Genomic DNA, 22,648 nt, shown 5'->3' with positions numbered 1-22,648 from the left:
AATCTGGACAGCGCAGTTGCGGCGCGACGTCTTGGCCGCGCCAAACGCTGTTCAATTGCGGTCGCTCCCTGGATTAGACTGAGGAGACCGATGTGAACGCCCCATGAATGAACGACGCTGGGCTTCGCGATGCGACGCAGTGCCGCGACGGAAGGAGTTTTTTGGAAATGACTGTCTACGCGATTGCGCAATTGAAGATGACAGACCGCGCGGCCTATGACCGTTATCAGGCGCGCATCTTCGACGTGTTCAAGAAGTATGGCGGAAAGCTGCTCGCCGCGGACGAACATCCGCGCGTGCTCGAAGGCGCATGGCCGCATGACAAGATTGTCATGATGTCATTCCCGGATGAGGCTGCGTTCCTCGCCTTCTCGAACGCACCAGACTACGAGGAAATCTCGCGCGACCGCAAAGCGGGTGCGCAGGCGACGGTACTTCTGGTCAAGGGATTTGCGCCAGACCGCTAACGCGTCACCACCACGGCCCGTAGCCGAACACGAAGGGAGCAGGCACCGCGTAGGGATAGGGACGGTAGTGGACCGGCCGCGCGTAATAGCGTGGATCATGGCGCGCAGCCGGCCGCACCATGTCATGGGTTCGCGCGTGTCGTCGCACATCGAAAACCGCGATCCCGGCCGCGGCCTCCGGCACCCTTCGCGCAGTGGAAGCGCGCGGCAGACCGGCGGCAAGCGCGACGGCAACGGCTAATGCAATCCATCTCGCCATGACGACCCCCACGAGGCCACCGTTCGTTGGCGCGGGCAGTGAACCTGGCATCAGCCCCGGCGCCAGTAACAGCTCACACGCGGCACGATCACCGTGCCGCTCGGGCGGTACTCCTGCACATAGGTGGCGTTGCACACGCGGACTGCGTCGGGGCCCGGATTGTAGCGCGGATAGACACCGTCCGGGCTGTAATAGGGCGTGACGCGCAGGCGTGCCGGGGCCCGCTTGCGCGGCGGGGGAACGTCGTCCGGCGAGGCGGCCTGGGCGAGACGGATCTCGGGGGCGGTCTGCGCCTCGGCGCCAACGCAAAACTGCGAAAACAACCCCATGCACAGTAGCGTCAGCGCTGTTTTCGCTCGCATTTTTCCGCCCACTTGAAACGTCCCATTCGAGGTCCCACGCTCCCCGTTTTGGCGGCGCTCGTCAACCTCGCCGGGCTTATAAAGCCAGATGCATCGCCGCGGAACCCGCGGTAAGAGAACCCCATGTGGACGGAATTGAAAGCGCCCTCACTGGCCGAGATGGAAGCGACGGCGCACGACATCTTCGAGCGCCTGCCGGCGGAGTTTCGCAAGCTCTGCGAGGGCGTCATCATCCGCGTCGACGACTTCCCGACCGATGAGGTGCTGGACGAGATGCAATGCGAGAGCGAGTTCGACCTGCTCGGCCTGTTCCAGGGCATCGGCCTGCCGCAGCAGAGTTTCGGCGACGTGGCGCGGCTGCCCAACATGGTCTGGCTCTACCGTCGACCGATCCTGGACTATTGGGCCGAGCACGACGAGACCCTCGGCCACATCGTCCGCCACGTCCTGATCCACGAGATCGGCCACCATTTCGGTCTGTCGGACGACGATATGGCCGCGATTGAGGCGAAGGCGGATTGAGGGCCGCACAAAGACGGTGCGCTCCCTCGCCCGCTTGCGGGGGAGGGCTGGGGAGAGGGTGTCTCCACAGCGGGAAAGTCCCCTAGAGGAGAGAGCCCCCACCCGCCGCGGTGCGCGCGTCGACCTCCCCCCGCAAGCGGGAGAGGTGCAATCCCGATGCCGCACCAGTCCAGCCTCAAACCCGCCAGCAGACGAGATCTGCCGAATTCGGCCTAGGATTTCCAGCCCGATCGCGATAAACACCTGTTCCCCTAGACCCATCCGGGAAGCGCAACCATGGACAAGTTCACCACGCTGGAAGGCGTCGCGGCGCCGCTGAAGATCATCAATGTCGACACCGACATGATCATTCCGAAGCAGTACCTCAAGACCATCAAGCGCACCGGCCTTGGCAAGGGGCTCTTCTCCGAGCAGCGCTACAAGGACGACGGCAGCGAGAATCCCGATTTCGTGCTGAACCAGCCGGCCTATCGCAACGCCAAGGTGCTGGTGGCCGGCGACAATTTCGGCTGCGGGTCGAGCCGCGAGCACGCGCCCTGGGCGCTGCTCGACTTCGGCATCCGCTGCGTGATCTCGACCTCGTTCGGCGACATCTTCTACAACAACTGCTTCAAGAACGGCATTCTGCCGATCCGCGTCTCGCAGGAAGATCTCGACAAGCTGTTCGACGACGCTGAGCGCGGCGCCAACGCGACGCTGACGATCGACCTGCCCAACCAGGAAATCCGCGGTCCCGACGGCGGCAAGGTCAAATTCGAGATCGATCCGTTCCGCAAGCACTGCCTGATCAACGGCCTCGACGACATCGGCCTGACGATGGAAAAGAAGGCCTCGATCGACAGCTATGAGGAGAAGCTCAAGCGCGAACGCGCCTGGGCCTGAGATCGCTTTTCTGGTTCGAGCCCCGGTGCTGACCGCGCCGGGGCTTTTTCTTTGCTCTGACTATCCTTATAGCTCGCGCATGCTGCCCGACATCGTCACCTTCTGGCATGGTCCGATGGACGCCCTGCGCCAGACCTGTCTGCGCTCGCAGCTGGCTGCCGGCCACAAGGTCACGGTCTATAGCTTCGACACCATTCCGGGCCTGCCTGCAGGCATCGCGAATGCGGATGCCGAAGCGATCCTGCCGCACGCCTTCTCCGAACGATTGCGGCCGCCGCAGCCGGACGGCAGCTGGCGCGACTGGACCACGCTGCAGTTCAGCGACTTCTTCCGCATGAAGCTGATGGCGAAGGGCCTCGGCCTCTGGCTCGATGCCGACGTGCTGCTGCTGAAGCCCGTCGAGATCGATCCGGCAAAACCCTATTTCGCCTGGGAGCGGCCGCGCCAACTCGGCAATTCCGTGATCTACCTGCCGGCCGGGCACGGCATCGTCGCGGCCTTCGAGGAGCTGATGGAGCAGGAGGAACTGACGCCGAACTGGCTGTCCGTGCGCCACCGCGTCACCTTCGCGATGCGCCGCCTCCGCGGCGGCTCGAACCGTCTCTCGGACATTCGCGTGGCGATCTACGGACCGGCGGCACTGACCGCGCTCGCGCGTCGCACCGGCGAGCTCGCTTACGCGCTACCCAAGCAATCGTTCTACGCCGTGCATGCCGAGCCAAAACTGTTCTTCGATCCATCGAGCTATCTCGGCCTCGTCACCAATCCCGAGATCATCGGCCTGCACATCTCGCCCAAGGGCCGTGGCGGCGAAAAGCCGATTCCGGGCAGCCTGTATGCCTGGGCGGCGGAGCGGTTCGGATAGCGGCCGCGTAGAAAGTGCGCTCCAAAGGCGGCTCTCCCGCAAGCAAGTCCGCGTTGGGCACTGAGATTGCCCTTCGTTTGAAGATCATTTAGCAGCCACGAAATAGAAGTCCTGTCGGCCGGAGATCGAGCCGTAACTGAAGGGTTTTTGCCGACGACCGGTCGCTTCCATGACATCGTCGCGAACGAAATCGAAGAGCCTGCGGACTTCGAGGCCCGGCGTTGGAACGTTCTTGACGAAGGCAGCCGCGAACGGACTATTGATCCCGTCACCGTCAAGTGCGGTCTCGCCCTCCTTGGCGGCGTAGACCACCAGCGTTCCCGCCTCTGGCTCGATCGGGGCCAAACCTCGCGATACCGAACGCGACGCCACCGTCATCGTCCGCTTCATCTGGTTTGCGAATGGGTTGTCGCGGCAGGCATCGAGAATGACGAGGCGCAGCTTTTTGGCGCGCTCCGCCGCATTGAGAACCTGATCAACCGGAACGGCTTCAAATCCGATTTCGCGATCCGCGGCAATCTTGGCATCCGTCGGAATGAGATAGTTGACGCCGCCGACCTCCATGCCGTGCCCGGCATAATACACGACGGCCCAATCCGCCGTTTCCGCACGTGCTGCGAATTCGCGCAGGGCATTCACCAGCGCATCCTTGCGGAGATTGGTCAGCAGGGTAACTGCTTCGAACCCAGTGAGCTTCAGCACGTCGGCGACGAGGCTTGCATCCCGCACGGGGTTCGCTAGCGCGGCGACGTTTTCATAAGCCGAATTGCCGATCACGAGAGCGATGCGGCGATCGCCGTTCGCAGCCCCGGACGCCACCACAGCCGGCGCCACACTGGGTTTCTCGACCAATATCGTTGCTGGCCGCGGCGAAGGCAGGACAGCAAGCCGCTCGCGAGCCTTGTCCTGGGCCCATCTTGTGGCGCCATGGCTCAATCCGAGCGTGGCATTGAAGTCGGTCCTTGCTTTGGCGAAATCTCCGCGCTTCTCGTAGGCCAGTCCGCGGTTGACATACGCGTTCGCGTACGTGGGATCCACGCGTATCGCTTCTGTGTAATCTGCAATGGCGCGGTCCGTGTCGCCCTTGCTGCCGTATGCATTCCCGCGGTTGAAATAGGCGTTTGCATTGGTGGGCTGCAGGCGAACCGCTTCGCTATAGTCAGCAATTGCGCGGTCGGTGTTGCCTTTGTTGCTGTAGGCATTGCCTCGATTGTAGTACGCGTTCGCATAGGCCGGATCGAGCCGGATTGTCGCCGTGTAGTCCGCGATCGCACGCTCCGTGTCGCCTTTGATGCTATAAGCGTTGCCGCGATTGTAGTACGCGTGCGCATGCGTCGGATCGAGACGGAGCGTTGCCGTGTAGTCCGCTATGGCACGATCATTGTTGCCATTAGCGCTGTAAGCGTTGCCCCGGTTGTAGTAGGCGTTCGCATCCTTGGGATCTCGCCGGATCGCCTCCGAGGCGGCTGCAATGGCAGGGCTCGTGTCGTCCTTGACGCGATCGACAGCCGCTGCCGGGCCAGCGAGGGCAAGAATGACAAAGCAATAAAATAATTTGCGGAGCATAAGAACCCCACTCGCCATATCGAAAGGATGGAAGCCGTATTTAAACGGCGCAAATTTAACGGGGCAACCAGCCGGATTGTGTGACCTAAATCACAGGAACGTCGACTTCGCGGCGGCTGTCGCCAGTTGGTGCTGAGGATAGATGCCCGTGCACTCGAGCGCTTGCTGAGGAGCATCATGCCCGGTTGCGAACATGCCGACGCACCGGCGCAAATTGCCACGGTTATTGCGCCAACGCTTCGACGCTGGAGTCGCTTGACCGCGCCGATCTGGCGCCGCGCCGAGGCAGCTTGCACCGGAGCCTATCGGTTCAGCGTCGATAAAACCGCGCGCGCAAGATCCGCGGGCCACTCTACCAGTTGATCCGCGCCGGCTGTTTCCAGCTCATCCCGAGTGCCATATCCCCAGAGCACGCCGAGGCCGCGTATCTTGACCGCGTGAGCGCCATTGATGTCGTGGCGGCGGTCGCCGACCATGAGGCTGTGCGATGCAGAGATATCGTGCTTGGATAGGATATGGGCGAGCAGCTCAGGCTTGTGATCCAGCACGCCGCCGGGAACTGAGCCATGAATGCCGTCGAAATGCGTCGCTAAGTTCAGATTCTCCAGGATCCGCCGCGCGAAGATTTCGCGCTTCGATGTCGCGAGATAGATTCGCAATCCAGCGCTTCGCATCTCCTCAAGCGCCCAGTTGATTCCGGGATAGAGCTCGCTTCCGAGCAGGCCACTGTCGCCGTAATGCTGGCGATAGGCCGCTACGGCTAACTCGATGCGGTCATCACCGTAGGCGGCGAGCAACGCCCGTAATATGTCTTCAAGCGGCGGTCCGATGAAGCGCTTGATATCGAGGGTGTCGCCGGGCTCATGTCCGAGCGCACGCAACGCAGCCAGGCAGCTCGCGGCAATGCCCGGCTGGGAATCGACCAGCGTTCCGTCGAGATCGAGGAGGACGCAGCGGGCTGCGCCCATGGCTCAGCCCTTCCCCATCGCCGCGATTGCGTCTGCGATCTCGATCGTGCGCCGCGCCATGTCCGCGTGCAGGCGCTCCACCATCGCGCCGTCGAGCCGGATCGCGCCGCGCGAGACGTTCTCCGGCAATTCGAACGCCGCGATGATTTTTCGCGCCCGCGCGACTTCCTCTTCGGGCGGGGTGAAGATCGCGTTGCAGGCATCGATCTGCGAGGGATGGATCAGCGTCTTGCCGTCGAAGCCGAGATCGCGGCCTTGCGCGCATTCGGTGGCAAAGCCGTCGGCATTGGCGATGTCGCTATAGGGGCCGTCGAGGATTTCGAGGCCGTGGGCGCGCGTCGCCAGGATACAATGGGTGATCATCGGGATCATCGCGGCACGGCCCGGCAGCATCCTGATGCGGGTCTCGCGCGAAATGTCGTTCGGGCCGAACACGAAGCCTGCGAGGCGGCTCGACGGATCGCGGCCGGCGGCGGCCAGTTCCTCGGCATGGAGCACGGCGCGCGCGGTCTCGATCATGGCCCAGACCTTCACGGTCGACGCAGCGCCAAGCTCGGCCAGCTTCCGGCCGATCGTATCGAGATCTTCGATGCTTGAAACTTTTGGAACCAGGATGCCGTCCGGGGACGCCTTAGCAGCCATCGCGACGTCACCGGCCCACCAGGGCGTGTCGAGGCCGTTGGTCCGGATCAGGACCTCGCGTTTGCCAAAACCCTTGGCGGCGATCGCGGCGGCGATGCCGTCGCGCGCCACCGCCTTGGCCTCGGGGGCGACGGAATCCTCGAGGTCGAGGATGAGGCCGTCGGCGGGAAGATTGCGCGCCTTTTCCAGCGCGCGGGGGTTGGAGCCGGGCATGAACAGATGGCTGCGGCGCGGGCGGGTCATGCGAGCGTTCCTTCCTCGTCAGTCCTCTGACCGAAGCCGATAGCATCTGGCCTGCCTATTCGAAAGGCTTGTTCGCCCCTGCGGTCTATGATTAGGCATAGGCATGACGACATTCCCGAAGCATTTGCTGGAAGGCTACAAGGCCTTCGCCACCCAGCGGCTGCCGACCGAGCAGAACCGCTATCGCGAACTCTCTGTCAAAGGACAGTCGCCCGAGACGATGGTGATCGGCTGCTGCGACTCGCGGGTCTCCCCCGAGGTGATCTTCGATGCCGGGCCGGGCGAACTCTTCGTCGTCCGCAACATCGCCAACCTGGTGCCGACCTATCAGCCTGACGAGAACGCACACGGCGTCTCGGCGGCGCTGGAATTTGCGGTGACGGTGCTGAAGGTGAAGCACATCGTGGTGCTCGGCCACGCCCAATGCGGCGGCATCCGTGCCTTCATCGACAAGAGCGAGCCGCTGACGCCGGGCGACTTCATCGGCAAATGGATGCAGATGTTCATCAAGCCGGGCGAGGTGGTCGAGCAGCGCGAGCACGAGACCATGGCGCAGTTCGTCGAGCGCATCGAGAAGGCCGCGGTGTTCCGCAGCCTGGAAAACCTGATGACCTTCCCGTTCGTGCGCAAGGCGGTGGAGAGCGGCCAGATGCAGACCCACGGCGCCTATTTCGGCGTGGCCGAGGGCACGCTGTTCGTGCTGGACAAGGCCGCGAAGGAATTCAGGAGCGCGCAAAGCGTGGCGTAGGCTACCACTCTTGTACGGTGGGCAAAGCGGAGCGTGCCCACCACTTCTGTCGCAATCTGGAGAGATGGTGGGCACGGCGCTTCGCGCCTTTGCCCCACCCTACGGCAGCTCGACTTTACGCCGCCTTCTTCTTCGCGCTGATCAGCTTGCGGTTGATCAGGACTTCCGCGATCTGGATCGCGTTCAGCGCGGCGCCCTTGCGCAAATTGTCGGACACGCACCACAGCACGAGGCCGTTCTCCACCGTCGCGTCCTCGCGGATGCGGCTGATATAGGTGGCGTCCTCGCCGGCCGCTTCGTAAGGGGTGGCGTAGCCGCCGGGCTCCTGCTTGTCGATGACGAGGCAGCCCGGCGCCTTGCGCAGGATCTCGCGAGCTTCGTCCGCACTGATCGGGTTCTCGAACTCGATGTTGACGGCCTCGGAGTGGCCGACGAAGACCGGCACGCGCACGCAGGTGGCGGAGAGCTTGATCTTGGGATCAAGAATCTTCTTGGTCTCCGCCATCATCTTCCACTCTTCCTTGGTGTAACCGTCCTCCATGAAGACGTCGATGTGGGGGATGACGTTGAATGCGATGCGCTTGGGGAATTTCTTCGCGACCAGCTCGTCATTGGTGTAGACGGCCTTGGTCTGCGAGAACAATTCGTCCATCGCGTCCTTGCCGGCACCCGACACGGATTGATAGGTCGAGACCACGACGCGCTTGATGGTCGCCTTGTCGTGCAGCGGCTTGAGCGCGACGACGAGCTGCGCGGTTGAGCAGTTCGGGTTGGCGATGATGTTCTTCTTCTTGAAGCCTTCGGTCGCAGCCGCATTCACTTCCGGCACGATCAGCGGCACGTCCGGATCCATGCGCCACGCCGAGGAATTGTCGATCACGACCGCGCCGGCGGCGCCGATCTGCGGCGACCATTCCTTCGACACCGAGCCGCCCGCCGACATCAGGCAGATGTCGACGTCGGAGAAGTCGTAATGCTCGAGCGCTTTGATCTTCAGGGTGCGGTCGCCATAGGAGACCTCGACGCCGACGCTGCGGCGCGACGCCAGGGCCACGACCTCGTCGGCGGGGAATTTGCGCTCGTCCAGGATGTTGAGCATTTCCCGTCCGACATTGCCGGTCGCGCCGACGACTGCGACTTTGTAACCCATCGTTCACTCTCCGATGAAAAAGCCCGTTCCTGAACCTGACGCTTAAACAGGAAGAGCAGCGCTTCTATGCGAGAACCGGCCTCAAGACAACGTTGGACCATGCCTGAAGGCCGTGGATGCAGTCGCCTGAGGCCAGCACGGCCGTTAGCCCCACCCAGATCCATCTGGCGCTTGCAGCCTTCGCCGATGAGGTCGTCGGCACGCTGGCGCGCCTGAATCGCCTATGTGGGGGCGCTCGCCCTGTTTGCCATCCTCGCCCTCGCGGCGCTCGGCCAGCTGCCCGACTTGCAGGGCGATGAGCCGGCGGACAAGCCAGCCTGGAGCGTGGCCGACCGCTCGCACCCGGCCTTCGCCATCAGCCGGATCGATTCATCAGAGAAAACAGCCTCTTACACCATCCTTCGGCATCCCGAAGGCGGCCGCAGGGACGTGCTGCGCTGGACAAACGAGGCCGGCCAGCCCGTGGCCGAGCTCGACATCTACCGGGAAGGCGGCGAGTTCGACGTGGCTCGTCCGGCGATTGCGGATCTGGCCGTGGAAATGGGATTGAGCACGACGAGCACGCTGGAGCAGGCCGGCCTGATCGACACGAAATTCGGTCCGGTCGCCCTGTTCCGGCCGGTCGGCGCGGCGGAGGGGACGCGGGCTTGCCTCGGCTATCTCAAGCGCAGCGAGGAGCCGGCGCTGCAGATCTCCGGCTTCTCCTGCCAGGGCAACACCCTGCCCGCCCGGCGCGCGGCGATTGCCTGCACGCTGAACCGGTTGACGCTGCTGACCTCGGGCAACGAGCCAAGGCTGGCCGAATTGTTCGCCCGCGCCGAGTTGAAGCGCCGCACCTGCGATTCCCCGGGATCACCGGACTGGCTGCTGGGCGCCGCCAACGCGCAATTGCGCGGGGCGCTTTAGGTTGTTGTTTGAGCGTGATCAAACCGCTGCACACTTTTCCGGATCACGCTCAAGACCGCATCAAGCTCAAGTGGCTGGTATTGATGCAACTTTTGCCGGCACGCGCGATTATTCCGAGCTGGTGTGACCCAATTGACCTAGTTGCGTCTGCCCCGGCCGGGCTAGTATGGGGTGAAATCGACTGGCGGCCTGCCGCCTGAAGGGGACGTGATGAGCTTGAATTTCTCTGCGGCGAACAAATTGGCGACCTTGCTTGCGGCGGGCGTCGTCATTGCCATGTCCTCTGCGATCGGTTTGGCTTCGCCGGCTTCGGCCGACACCAAGACCAAGCGCTATGACGAGCGCGGCCGACACTATTACGGACCGAGCGGCCCCAACGCGGTCTACCAGCAGGGCCGCACCCGCATCTATGTGAGCAAGCGCTCCTGGCTCGACGGCGGCACCGAGGTCAATCCCGGCGACCGCAAGTTCAGCGACTACGCCTTCCCGCCGGCGGTGGGCTATCCGTCCTTCGCCCGCGAGAACCTCAACCGTCCGATCGACCGCCAGCCGCTCTCGCCGCCGCAGGATGTCGGCGGTTACCCGCAGAATTTCCCGCTGTACTGAAGCGGACCGTCGACCGAATCAAAATGGCCGGGCTCACGCCCGGCCATTTTGTTTGGGCCGTCATTCCGGGGCGGCTCGAAGAGCCGAACCCGGAATCTCGAGATTCCGGCTCTGGTCCTTCGGACCATCCCGGAATGACGGCATCTACCCATGCAGCTTCTGCAATTCCTTCAAAATCGCTTCGCCCATCTGCGTGGTCGAGGCGGCTCTGGTGCCTTCCGACTTGATGTCGGCGGTGCGCAGGCCGCTGGCCAGCACGGCGGCGATCGCGGCATCGACCTTGTCGGCGAGATCGCCCATGTCGAAGGAGTAGCGCAGCGCCATGCCGAAGGACGAGATCATCGCGATGGGATTGGCGAGGCCCTTGCCGGCGATATCGGGGGCGGAGCCGTGCACCGGCTCGTACAGCGCCTTGCGCTTCTTGCTCTTGACGTCGACCTCGCCGAGCGAGGCCGAGGGCAGCATGCCGAGCGATCCGGTCAGCATCGCCGCGATGTCGGACAGCATGTCGCCAAACAGATTATCGGTGACGATGACGTCGAACTGCTTCGGCCACTTCACCAGCATCATGCCGCCGGAATCGGCGAGCTGATGCTCGAGCGTGACGTCAGGGTATTCGCGCTTGTGAACTTGCGTGACGACCTCGTTCCAGAGCACGCCCGACTTCATGACGTTGCGCTTCTCCATCGACGTCACCTTGTTCTTGCGCTTCTTGGCAAGCTCGAAAGCGACGCGGGCGATGCGCTCGATCTCATAGGTGTCGTAGACCTGGGTATCGACGGCGCGCTTCTGACCGTTGCCGAGATCGGTGATGGTCTTGGGCTCGCCGAAATAGACCCCGCCCGTGAGCTCGCGCACGATGACGATGTCGAGGCCCTCGACCGCTTCGCGCTTCAGGCTGGATGCATCGGCCAGCGCCGGGTAGCACATGGCGGGACGGAGGTTCGCGAACAGAGCGAGATCCTTGCGCAGGCGAAGCAGGCCGGCCTCCGGGCGCACCTCATAGGGCACGGCATCCCATTTCGGGCCGCCGACCGCGCCGAAGATCACGGCGTCGGCGTCCTTGGCCTTGGCCATGTCGCCTTCCGAGATCGACACCTTGTGCGCGTCATAGGCTGCGCCGCCAACAAGGCCCGTATCGGTCTCGAACTTGGCGATGCCGGCCGAATTGAGCCAATCGATCAACCGCTTCACCTCGCCCATCACCTCGGGGCCGATACCGTCGCCGGGGAGCAGCAGCAGTTTATGGGTCGCCATGGTCGTATCCTCAGTTTTTCCTCGTCATTGCCGGGCTTGACCCGGCAATCCAGCCTTCTTGAAAAGATGGATGCCCGGGTCAAGCCCGGGCATGACGAAGGGGATGAATTTCGGCCGGAGTGCTAGAGCGGCGTTGCGCGCTTGGCAAGACACCATTGCCGGGGAGCCGGCTGTGCAAAACGGATGGAGCCTGCCACACTCGCGCGGCCGGAGTACTCCTTGCACGCCCCTGACCGCCTGCCGCCCTACGCGCATCCCGCGCGGCTGATCCTGACCTTGTCGCTGGCGGCGACGGTCGGGCTTGGGATCGGCCGCTTTGCCTATGCACTGGTGCTGCCGGATATGCGGGAGACCCTCGACTGGTCCTACTCGGCGGCCGGGTTCATGAACACCATCAACGCCGTCGGCTACCTCGTTGGCGCGCTGGTGGCGTCCCGGCTGATCCAGCGGGTCGGCTGGTCGGCGGCGATCCGCCTGGGAACCCTGGCCTGCGTCGCCGGGCTCGCCACCTGCGCGCTATCCGGCAATTTCGTTGCGCTGAGCCTTGCGCGCCTCGTGCTGGGCTTGGGCGCGGCGGCCGGCTTCGTCGCCGGCGGCGCGCTGGCTGCGACCATCGCCCAGTCGCGCCCGGAGCGCGCCAATTTCCTGCTGAGCCTGTTCTACGCCGGCCCGGGCATCGGCATTCTCGCCTCGGGGCTGATCGCCCCGTTCACGCTGCAATATTTCGGGCCAGGCTCGTGGTGGATCGTCTGGTGGGCACTGACGCTGCTGTCCGTCGCAATGACGATTCCGCTGTTCCTGATCCGGATCGAAAGCGGTGCGCGCTTCTCGGAAGGCAGCCACGCGTCGTTTGCGATTCTGCCGGTGCTGATTTATCTCGCCGGCTACTTCCTGTTCGGCGCCGGCTACATCGCCTACATGACCTTCATGATCGCCTATGTGCGCGACGGCGGCGGCGGGGCCGCGGCACAGGCCGCATTCTGGAGCCTGATCGGGCTGAGCGCCTTCGTCACGCCATGGGTTTGGCGCGGCGTGCTGGCGCTCGATCGCGGCGGGCTTGCCACCGCCATCATTCTCGGCACCAACGCGTTAGGAGCCGCCTTGCCGATGCTGGGACATTCGCCGGCGTGGCTTGCGGTCTCCGCGGTGGTGTTCGGCGTCGCGTTCTTCGCCGTGGTCGGCTCGACCACCGCCTTCGTGCGCTTCAACTATCCGCCCGAGATGTGGCCGACCGCGATCGCGGCGATGACGATCTCGTTCGGCGTCGGCCAGACGCTGGGGCCGATCGTGGTCGGCGCGATCACCGATGCGCTGGGGAGCTTGAGTTACGCGTTGAACGTATCGGCGGCGCTGCTGGCGCTGGGGGCGTTGGCGGCGCTGTGCCAGCGCAAGGTGGCGTCGGCATAATCGTCGTTTCCGGGGCGCGCGCAGCGCGAACCGGGAATCCAGAGGTTTGTGGCGCGAGATTCCGGGTTCTCGCTTCGCGAGCCCCGGAATGACAGCCTCAATCAGCTCCCACTAAACGAATTATACCCCTGGTCTTCCCAATAGCCGCCCTTGTAGTCGTTGGTGACTTCCATGGACACCACGTATTTCGGATTCTTGAAGCCAAGTTTTGTCGGCACGCGGATCTTCATTGGGAAACCGTAGGCGCGCGGCAGAATCTCGTTCGCGTATTTGAATGTCATCTGGGTCTGCGGATGCAGCGCGCTGCGCATGTCGAGCGGCGAGTTGTAGCCGTCCTTGTCGGCGCACTGGAACCAGACATATTTCGCACGCGTGTCGGCGCCGATCAGTTTGAGGAAATCGCGCAGCGGCGTGCCGGTCCAGCTTCCGATCGCGCTCCAGCCCTCGACGCAGATGTGGCGGGTGATTTGCGTGACCTGCGGCAGCTTGTAGAGCTCATCCAGCGTCCAGGACTTCGTGTTGTCGACGAGGCCGCGCACCTCGAGCTTCCAGTCTTTGCCGTCGACGTCGGGCGCGTCGTCGAGATCGTAATAGGCGTTGAACGGGAACGGCTTGGTGATCGCGCTCTCGGGAAACGTCGGCGCCAGCGCATCGGGATTGAAGATGAAGGCCTGCACCGCGTCGTTGAACTTGGAGACCTGCTTCAGCATCTCCTCGGCCGAGGAGGAATCGACGACGTCGCAGCCGGTGAGCAGCGTCAGCGCCCCTAAGCTGGCGCCGCCCGCGATGAAGCGGCGGCGGGTGACATCAGGCATCGTCTTGATGGAGTCCTTGATCAGCAATCGCTTGTCGACGCCGGGGATCAGGAATGAGCGCTTGGCCATGATCTCCTCCCTCTCAACGACCAATGATCATCGCGCGTAGGCTCTTCGGCACCAGCAGCGCGAGAGCAACGTGAACGATCAGGAACGCACAGATCGCGGCCATGCAGAAGAAGTGCACATAGCGCGCGGTTGGATAATCGCCGAACAGCATCACCAAATAATAGAGCTGCACCGGCTTCCAGATCGCGAGGCCCGAGAGCACGATCAGCACGCCGACCACTATGATGCCGGCATAGAGCAGGCGCTGCACGTAATTGTAGACGGTGAGGTCGTCATGGCCGAGCTTGAAGGTCAGCGCCGCCCTGACGTCGTGCAGCACGCCGGACGCCGTGATCGGGAGCAGCTTCTTGCGGAAGCGGCCGGTGGCGAAACCGGTGATGAGATAAGCGAGGCCGTTGATCATCAACAGCCACATCGCCGCAAAATGCCAGAGCAGGCCGCCGCCAAGCCAGCCGCCGAGTGTGTACTCGCGCGGAAAGCTGAAGCCGAACAGCGGCGAGGCGTTGTAGATCTGCCAGCCCGACAGGATCATCAGGATCATGGCAAGCGCATTGATCCAGTGCATGATCCGCACCCAGGCCGGCTGGATCACTTTGGCCGGAGTGGCCCTGACCTGCTCGTCGCTGACTGTGAGGCTCGCCATGATGGTTCCGTCCTGAAGGTCGTGACAGCAATTATACGCCGAAGCGTCCGCTTTCGTTACGCCCTTCCGGCATCGAATCGATACCGGCAGGCTATCACGGTCACAATAAAGCGAGCCGGGTACCCCCGGCTCGCCGCCTCAAGGCCTCCTGTTCGGGGGATGAAACAGGACCGCGCAGTATTACGTCGCCGGCATCAGCACGGTGTCAACCACATGGATGACGCCATTCGACTGGTTGACGTTGGAGATCGTCACCATCGAGGTGCCGCCCTTGGCGTCGACGATCCAGACCTTGCCGTCCATTTTCTTTACCGTCAGCTCCTCGCCTTCTGCGGTCTTCAGCTTCTTGCCGTCGGTGAGGGCAGAGGCATCGAGCTTGCCGGGCACGACATGGTAGGTCAGGATCTTGGTCAGCGCCGCCTTGTTCTCGGGCTTGACCAGATTGTCGACGGTGCCGGCCGGCAGCTTGCCGAAGGCGGCGTTGGTCGGCGCGAACACCGTGAACGGGCCCTTGCCTTCGAGCGTCGGCACCAGGCCGGCCGCCTTCACCGCCGCCACGAGCGTGGTGTGGTCCTTGGAGTTGACCGCGTTCTGGACGATGTTCTTGGACGGGAACATCGCGGCGCCGCCGACCATGACGGTCCTTTCCTCGGCGCTGACAGGCGCGACGACGGTCGCGGTGACGATCAGGGCACTGAAGGCGGCGGCAGCGAGACAGGCAATGCGCTTCGACATGGAGATCTCCCGATTGAATTGAGACCGGCGATGGCCGGCGTTGAGCTGGCAACAACGGCGGCTGCGACAGTGTGGGGTGATGCAGCAGTGCCGTCGTTGGACCGAATTACGGGAGGGCTTGCGCTGCGGTTTCGGGTCAAAACTCTTTGTGATGCGTGAAACTATGGGGAAGGGATTACGTGTGGGGGCGCGCGAGAGGGTGCAAAGCGGACGGTCCTGTAGGGTGAGCAAAGCGCAGCGTGCCCACCCTGCGCTTCCTCAAATGCGGAGAGATGGTGGGCACGGCGCTTCGCGCCTTTGTCCACCCTACGGCAGTGTGCCTCCATCCGGGCTACAGGCCGACAATCAATCCCTGCTCTGCGGCGTCTGGATGAAGCCGCGATTATGCGTGGGGCTGATCAACACTTCGTTGATGCAGACTCTGGCCGGCATGCTTGCGATGAAGGCGATGGTGCGGCCGAGATCTTCGGATTGCAGCATCCTGGCCTGCTCCTCCTCGCTCGGCACCACCGGGCGCAGTTTCAGGATCGGCGTCGCCACCTCGCCCGGCATCAGGCAGCAGGCGCGCAGGCCGTTGACGCATTCGTCCATGTTGAAGGAATGGGTCAGCGCCAGCACCGCATGCTTGGTTGTGGTATAGGCCGGGCCCGGCATCTTCGAGACATGGCGGCCGGCCCAGGACGAGACGTTGATGATCGCGCCGTCCTGCTGCTTGCGCATCGTCGGCAGCACCGCGCGCATGCAATAGAGCACGCCGTTGAGATTGACTTGGACCAGTCTGTCCCAGCCTTCCAGTTCCATATCCTTCCAACTGCGCTTGGGGACATTGATGCCGGCATTGTTCACCAGCAGATCGATCCGGTCATATCTGGCGACGATCTGATCGGCCGTCTTCTGGGCTTCCGTGGCGTTGGACACGTCCAACACAATGGCCTCGGCCGTCCCACCCGCTCCCGTGATCTTCGCGACCACGGCATCCAGGGCTGGCTGGCGCCGGCCCGAGACCACCACCGTCCAGCCATCGGCCGCGAGCGCCTCGGCGCCGGCCTCCCCGATGCCGCTGCCGCCGCCGGTGACCCAGGCCACGCGTTTCCCGTTTCTTGTCATGCCAACTGTCTCCGTTGCTTCTGCGGGGCGGTTTTTGCTAATCCAGCCCTCGGTTTTGACCGGCCTTTGCCGGCGAGGAATGTTGCATGAACCAAGCTGCCAACGCCAACCTGTTTTCCCGCCTGTTCGACGGCCTTTCCGATCCCAAACGCCTCGCGATCGAGACGCATGACGGCGCCCATATCAGCTATGGCGATCTGATCGCGCGCGCGGGGCAGATGGCGAATGTGCTGGTCGCACGCGGCGTGAAGCCCGGCGATCGCGTCGCGGTGCAGGTGGAGAAATCGGTCGCCAATATCGTGCTGTATCTTGCCACCGTGCGGGCCGGCGCGGTCTATCTGCCGCTGAATACTGCCTATACGCTGAACGAGCTCGACTACTTCATCGGCGATGCCGAGCCGTCGCTGGTGGTCTGCGATCCCTCCAAGGCCGAGGGCCTCGCCCCGATCGCTGCCAAGGTGAAAGCCGGGGTCGAGACGCTCGGGCCTGACGGCAGGGGCTCGCTGACGGATGCCGCCGCCAAGGCGAGCAGCGAGTTTACGACGGTGCCGCGCGAAAACGGCGACCTCGCCGCGATCCTCTACACGTCCGGCACCACGGGCCGCTCCAAGGGCGCGATGCTCACCCACGACAATCTGGCGTCGAATTCGCTCAGCCTCGTCGATTACTGGCGCTTCACGGACAAGGACGTCTTGATCCACGCGCTGCCGATCTACCACACCCACGGCCTGTTCGTCGCGACCAACGTGACGCTGTTCGCGCGGGCGTCGATGATCTTTCTGCCGAAGCTCGATCCGGATCTGATCATCAAGCTGATGGCGCGCGCCACAGTGCTCATGGGCGTTCCAACCTTCTACACACGGCTTCTGCAGAACCCCGCGCTGTCGCACGAAACGACCAAGCACATGCGGCTGTTCATCTCGGGCTCCGCGCCACTGCTGGCCGAGACTCATCGCGAATGGTCGGCCCGCACCGGCCACGCGGTGCTCGAGCGCTACGGCATGACCGAGACCAACATGAACACGTCGAACCCCTATGACGGCGAGCGCGTGCCCGGCGCGGTCGGCTTCCCGCTGCCCGGCGTCTCGTTGCGCGTGACCGATCCCGAGACAGGGAAAGAGCTGCCGCGCGACGAAGTCGGCATGATCGAGGTGAAGGGCCCGAACGTCTTCAAGGGCTATTGGCGTATGCCGGAGAAGACCAAGGCGGAATTCCGGCCCGACGGCTTCTTCATCACCGGCGATCTCGGTAAGATCGACGCCAAGGGCTACGTCCACATCCTCGGCCGCGGCAAGGACCTCGTTATCTCCGGCGGCTTCAACGTCTATCCGAAGGAAATCGAGAGCGAGATCGACGCCATGCCCGGCGTGGTCGAATCCGCCGTGATCGGCGTGCCGCACGCCGACTTCGGCGAGGGCGTCACCGCGGTGCTGGTGCGCCAGCCCGGCGCGAGCATCGATGAGGCGACCGTGCTGAAGGGCCTGGAAGGGCGACTCGCCAAATTCAAGATGCCCAAACGCGTCTTCGTCGTCGACGAGCTGCCACGCAACACCATGGGCAAGGTGCAAAAGAACATTTTGCGCGAGACGTATAAGGATATCTACGCGAAGAAATAGGGGCTCAATCGCTCCGGGATGGGGGACGCATGAACCGAGAGCGGGCCGTCCGGATCAACGATCATCTTCTTGATGCTTGCGAAGCCCTCGACCGGGCTCGAATGGCGATTGCAGCACTTGGCAAGACCGAGCGGATCGAGCTCGGAGACTGGCTTAACGCTATCGTCGGCGCTCTGGAGGACAAGCTGCTCCTGCCGATTTACGAGCAGCATCCGGATCTGGAGCCGCCATTGGCCGATTTAGAGGAGCCGACGGTCACCAGTGAGCTCACATGGAATGATGTCCAGCTTCCGCCGTCAGTGACCGAGCAGCGTTTCGACGAGATCATTTTTTCGGTCATGGAGCGGACTTGGCGGAAGACCGCCATGATGGCGTGGCTTGTGGTGAATCGCTGCAAGGAACTTGGATTGTCGATCGACGACGAAATGGTTGCTGCGCGATTGAAGGCGCTTTCCGCCTCCGATCGCATCGAAGGTATCGGCGATCTCCGAATGTGGCGCCACAGCGAAGTACGATTGAAGGACGAGACCGCCGATTAGGCCAGATCGGGGCTCAGTCCGTTCACTTGGTGTAGCGTACGCTCTCAACCCCGTCATTGCGAGGAGCCCTTGCGACGAAGCAATCCAGACTGCGATTGTTGAAAGATTCTGGATTGCTTCGCTCGCAATGCGGGAGTGTGTAGCTACTGTCCGCCCAACAGGCTCAGCACAAACCGGCTGCCCACGATGAACAGATAGCAGCCGAACGCGACTTCCAGCGTTCGCTTCGACATCGCATGGGCGGCTCTTACACCAAGCGGCGCGGTGACGAGGCTCATCGGCATCACCAGCGCGGCGCCGATCAGCGAGACGTAGCCGAGCGCGAACGGAACTTGCAGCGCTACGATGGCCGGATAGGTCGCCGCGGCCGGCCAGCCAGCATAGACGTAGCCGAGCGCGCCGGGGATCGAGATCAGCACGGCGAGCGCCGATGAGGTCGCGACCGCCTGATGGATCGGACGGCCGTAGAACGTCATCAGCAGGTTGGAGAACAGGCCGCCGCCGATGCCCATCAGCGTCGAGAGGATGCCGACGCAGAAGCCGTAGACCCGCATCAACCCGCCCTTCGGCAGATCGCCGCCGAGCTTCCAGCTCTCGCGCGCGAAGACGAGCCTCGCCGCAGCGGCGTAGGCGACGCAGACGAACACGATCTTGAACAGCCGCTCCGGCGCGTAGCGCGCCACCACGCTGCCGGCGACGACGCCAATGACGATTGGCAGCCACCAGAGGCGCAGGATCGCCATGTCGACCGCGCCGCGCCGGTAATGCGCCTGGAACGAGCGAAGCGAGGTCGGGATGATGATCGCTAGCGAGGTGCCGATGCAGAGCGGCATCCGCACCTCTAGCGGCACGCCGACGATGCGGAAGCATTCGTAGAGCACCGGCACGAGGATCGCGCCGCCGCCGATGCCGAACACGCCGGCCAGGAATCCCGAGAGTGCGCCGGTTGCAATCAGCAACAGCACGAGCTCGATGATCTCCTTGATATCAAGACCTGCAATCACCCCTGACCTGCTCCGGCATCGACCCCGAAACCTCCGCTCGGATCGGCTGCTGGCCCAGCTGTAGAAGATCTGATTTGTCCGGTCGACACGCCGCGCCTGCCGCCTCGGGTGGGATGCAGGACGCGCATATCCGCCATCGCGCGGAAAGTCGGTGCGCACGGCAGAATTGGACATGCCTTGTGGTTCGCCCGAGGTGCTTCCGGCGTCATGAACTGGCTGGCTCGAGCGCGATTCAAACCAGCATCGCTTAGAGGCGTTCCAACAGTGATTTCAATGGACCGCGCCGACGCCCGCAAAGGATGAACGAAGATCCGATGTTTCGTTGGTAGGCCTTCGCTCTGGTATACCAAGCCTCTGATTGGCCTTGTTTCATCAAGGCTCTAGAGCTGAACTCGCGTTCGATTTATGGCCATTTGGTGATTGCGCAGGCGAAATCGACTCCGTAAATAGAGCCGACCTTTCCGATCCCCACGCGCCCTTCTGTTGGGCCGCAATAAACATCAAAGCCCATGACCGCACGGATCGAACGACCGCTCTCGCCACACATGCAAGTCTACCGCTGGACGCTGACGATGGCGCTGTCCATCGTCCATCGCGGCACCGGTATCGCCCTCTATGTCGGAACCCTGCTGCTGGTCTGGTGGCTGGTTGCCGCAGCCTCCGGTCCGGCCGCCTACGGCCATGTCCAGGCCTTCGCCGGCAGCATCATCGGCCGGCTGATCGTGTTCGGCTACACCTGGGCGCTGATGCATCATATGCTCAGCGGCATCCGGCATTTCGTGTGGGACCTCGGCTACGGCTTCAAGGCCAATGAGCGGGAAGCGCTGACCTGGGGCGCCCTGATCGGCGGCATCGCTCTCACGGTGCTGATCTGGATCATCGCCTATGCGATTGGAGGCGGCCGATGAGTTTTGACGAATCCCACGGCTCGCCGCAGCGTCCCTCGATGCGCACCCCGCTTGGCCGCGTCCGCAATCTCGGCGCCGCGCATTCGGGCACGTCCGATTTCTGGCGCCAGCGCATCACCGGCGTCGCGATGACGCTGCTGATGATCCCGGTGCTGGTGATCATCATGATGCTGCTCGGCCGCAACCAGGTCGGCGCTGCGCAGATTCTCAGCTCCATTCCTGTCGCGGTGATCCTGCTCCTCTTCATCATCGCCAGCGCCTGGCACATGAAGATCGGCATGCAGGTGGTGATCGAGGACTACGTCCATAACGAGAAGCTGAAGCTCACCGCCATCATGCTCAACAACTTCTTCTCGGTCGCCGTGGCGCTCGCCTCGACCTACGCGATCCTGAAACTGTCATCCGGAGTGTAACCCATGGCCACCACAACGAATGGCTCGGGCAAGGGCGCTCCCGCCACCAACGGCAAAGCCTATCCGATCGAAGACCACACCTATGACGTCGTCGTGGTCGGCGCCGGCGGCGCGGGCCTGCGCGCCGTGGTCGGCTGCAGCGAAGCCGGCCTGCGCACCGCCTGCATCACAAAAGTGTTTCCCACCCGCTCGCACACGGTCGCTGCGCAGGGCGGCATCTCCGCCTCGCTCGGCAACATGCACAAGGACGACTGGCGCTGGCACATGTACGACACCGTCAAGGGGTCGGATTGGCTCGGTGACCAGGACGCGATCGAATACATGGTGCGCAACGCGCCCGAAGCGGTCTACGAGCTCGAGCATTGGGGCGTGCCGTTCTCACGCACCGAGGACGGCAAGATCTACCAGCGCCCGTTCGGCGGCATGACGACCGAGTTCGGCAAGGCCCAGGCGCAGCGCACCTGCGCCGCCGCCGACCGCACCGGCCACGCCATGCTCCACACGATGTACGGCCAGTCGCTGCGCCACGCGGCCGAGTTCTTCATCGAGTTCTTCGCCATCGACCTGATCATGGACGACCAGGGCACCTGCCGCGGCGTCATCGCGCTCAAGCTCGACGACGGCACGCTGCACCGCTTCCGCGCCCAGACCACGATCCTGGCCACCGGCGGCTATGGCCGCGCCTATGCCTCCTGCACCTCGGCGCATACCTGCACCGGCGATGGCGGCGGCATGGTGCTGCGCGCCGGCCTGCCGATGCAGGACATGGAGTTCGTCCAATTCCACCCGACCGGCATCTACGGATCGGGCTGTCTCGTCACTGAGGGCGCGCGCGGCGAAGGCGGCTATCTCGTTAACTTCGAGGGCGAGCGCTTCATGGAGCGCTATGCGCCGTCGGCCAAGGATCTCGCCTCACGTGACGTCGTCTCGCGCGCAATGACCATCGAGATCCGCGAAGGGCGCGGCGTCGGCAAGAAGAAGGACCACATCTTCCTGCACCTCGACCATCTCGATCCCGCGGTGCTGGCCGAACGGCTGCCGGGCATCTCCGAATCCGCGAAGATCTTCGCCAATGTCGACGTGACGCGCGAGCCGATCCCGATCGTGCCGACCGTGCACTACAACATGGGCGGCATCCCCACGAACTATCACGGCGAGGTGCTGACCAAGAAGGATGGCGATGACAACGCCATCATCCCGGGCCTGATGGCGATCGGTGAAGCCGCCTGCGTCTCCGTGCACGGCGCCAACCGCCTCGGCTCCAACTCGCTGATCGATCTCGTCGTGTTTGGCCGCGCCGCGGCGCTCCGCCTCGCCGAGAAGCTCACGCCCAACGCCAAGCAGCCCGAGCTGCCGGCGAACTCGGCTGACCTCGCGCTCGGCCGGCTCGATCATTACCGCTACGCCTCCGGCGGTACGCCGACGGCGAAGCTGCGTGAAGGCATGCAGCACGTGATGCAGAACAATTGCGCGGTGTTCCGCACCGGCGAGGTGTTGAGCGAAGGCCAGAACCTGATCCAGAAGGTCCACAGCGGCATCACCGACATCGCGGTGTCCGACCGCTCGCTGGTGTGGAATTCGGACCTCGTCGAGACGCTCGAATTCGACAATCTGATCTCGCAGGCGGTGGTGACGATGAACTCGGCCGCCAACCGCACCGAGAGCCGCGGCGCTCATGCGCGCGAGGATTTCTCCGAACGCGACGACAAGAACTGGATGAAGCACACGCTGGCCTGGCTGGACGAATCCGGCAAGGTCAAGATCGAGTACCGCCCCGTTCACAACTACACCATGACCAACGACGTGCAGTACATCCCGCCGAAGGCGCGCGTGTATTGATCATTGCTTGTCATTGCCGGGCAAAAGGCGCGAAGCGTCGTCTTCAAACCTGATGACCCGGCGATCCATCCTTTAAAGATGGATGCGCGGGTCGAGCCCGCGCATGACGG

24 protein-coding genes and 1 pseudogene are annotated in these 22,648 nt (G+C 63.5%); 13 read left to right on the top strand and 12 right to left on the bottom strand.

Features of this window, described 5'->3' with window-relative positions; translation table 11 throughout:
- Positions 1-167 precede the first annotated feature (167 nt).
- Complete coding sequence (locus IVA91_RS36365; protein ID WP_247460799.1) at positions 168-467, top strand: DUF1330 domain-containing protein; 300 nt, start codon at positions 168-170, stop codon at positions 465-467.
- A gap of 4 nt (positions 468-471) precedes the next feature.
- Here the strand turns inward: IVA91_RS36365 and IVA91_RS36360 are convergent, their stop codons facing one another.
- Positions 472-726 carry a hypothetical protein gene (locus IVA91_RS36360; RefSeq protein WP_247421246.1) on the bottom strand — a complete coding sequence of 85 codons (255 nt, stop codon included), beginning with the start codon at positions 724-726 and terminating at the stop codon, positions 472-474.
- A gap of 50 nt (positions 727-776) precedes the next feature.
- On the bottom strand, positions 777-1,055 hold the full coding sequence (locus IVA91_RS36355; protein WP_247280362.1) for a hypothetical protein: 279 nt from the start codon (positions 1,053-1,055) through the stop codon (positions 777-779).
- A gap of 156 nt (positions 1,056-1,211) precedes the next feature.
- Here IVA91_RS36355 and IVA91_RS36350 point away from each other — a divergent pair, with 156 nt between their 5' ends.
- The 3 genes from IVA91_RS36350 (at position 1,212) to IVA91_RS36340 (ending at position 3,357) form a co-directional block, all read left to right on the top strand.
- Positions 1,212-1,610, top strand: coding sequence for a metallopeptidase family protein (locus IVA91_RS36350; RefSeq protein ID WP_247280345.1), 399 nt, complete (start codon positions 1,212-1,214; stop codon positions 1,608-1,610).
- Between the two features lie 276 nt (positions 1,611-1,886).
- Complete coding sequence (gene leuD / locus IVA91_RS36345) at positions 1,887-2,492, top strand: 3-isopropylmalate dehydratase small subunit (RefSeq protein WP_061880161.1); 606 nt, start codon at positions 1,887-1,889, stop codon at positions 2,490-2,492.
- 79 nt (positions 2,493-2,571) lie between these two features.
- Positions 2,572-3,357: a capsular polysaccharide synthesis protein gene (locus tag IVA91_RS36340; RefSeq protein WP_247280346.1), complete on the top strand. Its 786-nt coding sequence runs from the start codon at positions 2,572-2,574 to the stop codon at positions 3,355-3,357.
- 84 nt (positions 3,358-3,441) lie between these two features.
- Here IVA91_RS36340 and IVA91_RS36335 read toward each other — a convergent pair whose 3' ends face one another.
- From IVA91_RS36335 to IVA91_RS36325, 3 genes are all read right to left on the bottom strand, one after another.
- Complete coding sequence (locus IVA91_RS36335; protein WP_247460788.1) at positions 3,442-4,923, bottom strand: tetratricopeptide repeat protein; 1,482 nt, start codon at positions 4,921-4,923, stop codon at positions 3,442-3,444.
- Positions 4,924-5,225: 302 nt separating this feature from the next.
- Positions 5,226-5,891, bottom strand: a complete 666-nt coding sequence (locus IVA91_RS36330) for an HAD hydrolase-like protein (RefSeq protein WP_247280348.1) — start codon at positions 5,889-5,891, stop codon at positions 5,226-5,228.
- 3 nt (positions 5,892-5,894) lie between these two features.
- Entirely contained in the window at positions 5,895-6,776 is an 882-nt protein-coding gene (locus IVA91_RS36325) for a CoA ester lyase (protein ID WP_247280349.1), read from the bottom strand.
- 103 nt (positions 6,777-6,879) lie between these two features.
- On the opposite strand from IVA91_RS36325, the gene IVA91_RS36320 reads away from it, so the two are divergent.
- Positions 6,880-7,524, top strand: a complete 645-nt coding sequence (locus IVA91_RS36320) for a carbonic anhydrase (RefSeq protein ID WP_247280350.1) — start codon at positions 6,880-6,882, stop codon at positions 7,522-7,524.
- 115 nt (positions 7,525-7,639) lie between these two features.
- Here the strand turns inward: IVA91_RS36320 and IVA91_RS36315 are convergent, their stop codons facing one another.
- Complete coding sequence (locus tag IVA91_RS36315) at positions 7,640-8,674, bottom strand: aspartate-semialdehyde dehydrogenase (protein ID WP_247280351.1); 1,035 nt, start codon at positions 8,672-8,674, stop codon at positions 7,640-7,642.
- A 116-nt stretch (positions 8,675-8,790) separates the two neighbouring features.
- On the opposite strand from IVA91_RS36315, the pseudogene IVA91_RS36310 reads away from it, so the two are divergent.
- Positions 8,791-9,580, top strand: a pseudogene (locus IVA91_RS36310) (hypothetical protein).
- A gap of 210 nt (positions 9,581-9,790) precedes the next feature.
- Positions 9,791-10,186, top strand: a complete 396-nt coding sequence (locus IVA91_RS36305; protein WP_247280352.1) for a hypothetical protein — start codon at positions 9,791-9,793, stop codon at positions 10,184-10,186.
- A gap of 144 nt (positions 10,187-10,330) precedes the next feature.
- Here the strand turns inward: IVA91_RS36305 and leuB are convergent, their stop codons facing one another.
- Complete coding sequence (gene leuB, locus IVA91_RS36300; protein WP_247280353.1) at positions 10,331-11,443, bottom strand: 3-isopropylmalate dehydrogenase; 1,113 nt, start codon at positions 11,441-11,443, stop codon at positions 10,331-10,333.
- 219 nt (positions 11,444-11,662) lie between these two features.
- On the opposite strand from leuB, the gene IVA91_RS36295 reads away from it, so the two are divergent.
- Positions 11,663-12,850: a YbfB/YjiJ family MFS transporter gene (locus IVA91_RS36295; protein ID WP_247280354.1), complete on the top strand. Its 1,188-nt coding sequence runs from the start codon at positions 11,663-11,665 to the stop codon at positions 12,848-12,850.
- A gap of 101 nt (positions 12,851-12,951) precedes the next feature.
- Here the strand turns inward: IVA91_RS36295 and IVA91_RS36290 are convergent, their stop codons facing one another.
- The 4 genes from IVA91_RS36290 to IVA91_RS36275 form a co-directional block, all read right to left on the bottom strand.
- Positions 12,952-13,734: a molybdopterin-binding protein gene (locus tag IVA91_RS36290; protein WP_247280355.1), complete on the bottom strand. Its 783-nt coding sequence runs from the start codon at positions 13,732-13,734 to the stop codon at positions 12,952-12,954.
- Between the two features lie 13 nt (positions 13,735-13,747).
- Positions 13,748-14,377, bottom strand: a complete 630-nt coding sequence (locus IVA91_RS36285; protein ID WP_247280356.1) for a cytochrome b/b6 domain-containing protein — start codon at positions 14,375-14,377, stop codon at positions 13,748-13,750.
- A gap of 180 nt (positions 14,378-14,557) precedes the next feature.
- Positions 14,558-15,112: a fasciclin domain-containing protein gene (locus tag IVA91_RS36280; protein WP_247280357.1), complete on the bottom strand. Its 555-nt coding sequence runs from the start codon at positions 15,110-15,112 to the stop codon at positions 14,558-14,560.
- Positions 15,113-15,457: 345 nt separating this feature from the next.
- Positions 15,458-16,219, bottom strand: a complete 762-nt coding sequence (locus IVA91_RS36275) for an SDR family NAD(P)-dependent oxidoreductase (RefSeq protein WP_247280358.1) — start codon at positions 16,217-16,219, stop codon at positions 15,458-15,460.
- Positions 16,220-16,305: 86 nt separating this feature from the next.
- On the opposite strand from IVA91_RS36275, the gene IVA91_RS36270 reads away from it, so the two are divergent.
- Together IVA91_RS36270 and IVA91_RS36265 are read left to right on the top strand one after the other, a co-directional pair.
- Positions 16,306-17,835, top strand: a complete 1,530-nt coding sequence (locus tag IVA91_RS36270; RefSeq protein ID WP_247280359.1) for a malonyl-CoA synthase — start codon at positions 16,306-16,308, stop codon at positions 17,833-17,835.
- 29 nt (positions 17,836-17,864) lie between these two features.
- A complete protein-coding gene (locus tag IVA91_RS36265) occupies positions 17,865-18,374 on the top strand; it encodes a DUF3658 domain-containing protein (protein WP_247280360.1) in 510 nt (169 codons plus the stop codon).
- Positions 18,375-18,517: 143 nt separating this feature from the next.
- Here the strand turns inward: IVA91_RS36265 and IVA91_RS36260 are convergent, their stop codons facing one another.
- Entirely contained in the window at positions 18,518-19,378 is an 861-nt protein-coding gene (locus tag IVA91_RS36260) for a sulfite exporter TauE/SafE family protein (RefSeq protein WP_247276142.1), read from the bottom strand.
- Between the two features lie 509 nt (positions 19,379-19,887).
- On the opposite strand from IVA91_RS36260, the gene sdhC reads away from it, so the two are divergent.
- From sdhC to sdhA, 3 genes are read left to right on the top strand one after another with little or no spacing between them, the layout of a single operon-like run.
- Complete coding sequence (gene sdhC / locus IVA91_RS36255) at positions 19,888-20,286, top strand: succinate dehydrogenase, cytochrome b556 subunit (RefSeq protein WP_247421270.1); 399 nt, start codon at positions 19,888-19,890, stop codon at positions 20,284-20,286.
- Positions 20,283-20,699, top strand: coding sequence for a succinate dehydrogenase, hydrophobic membrane anchor protein (sdhD, locus tag IVA91_RS36250; protein WP_247276140.1), 417 nt, complete (start codon positions 20,283-20,285; stop codon positions 20,697-20,699). Before sdhC ends, sdhD begins: the two co-directional genes overlap by 4 nt.
- A 3-nt stretch (positions 20,700-20,702) precedes the next feature.
- The gene (sdhA, locus tag IVA91_RS36245) at positions 20,703-22,538 is read left to right on the top strand and encodes a succinate dehydrogenase flavoprotein subunit (RefSeq protein WP_247449009.1); all 1,836 of its coding nucleotides are present in this window, start codon (positions 20,703-20,705) and stop codon (positions 22,536-22,538) included.
- Positions 22,539-22,648: the final 110 nt, after the last annotated feature.

The sequence above is a fragment of the Bradyrhizobium sp. 153 genome (assembly GCF_023073835.1).
GTDB lineage: Bacteria > Pseudomonadota > Alphaproteobacteria > Rhizobiales > Xanthobacteraceae > Bradyrhizobium.
Note: the sequence above shows the minus strand (reverse complement) of the source record. Positions and strands in the feature narration are given on the sequence as shown.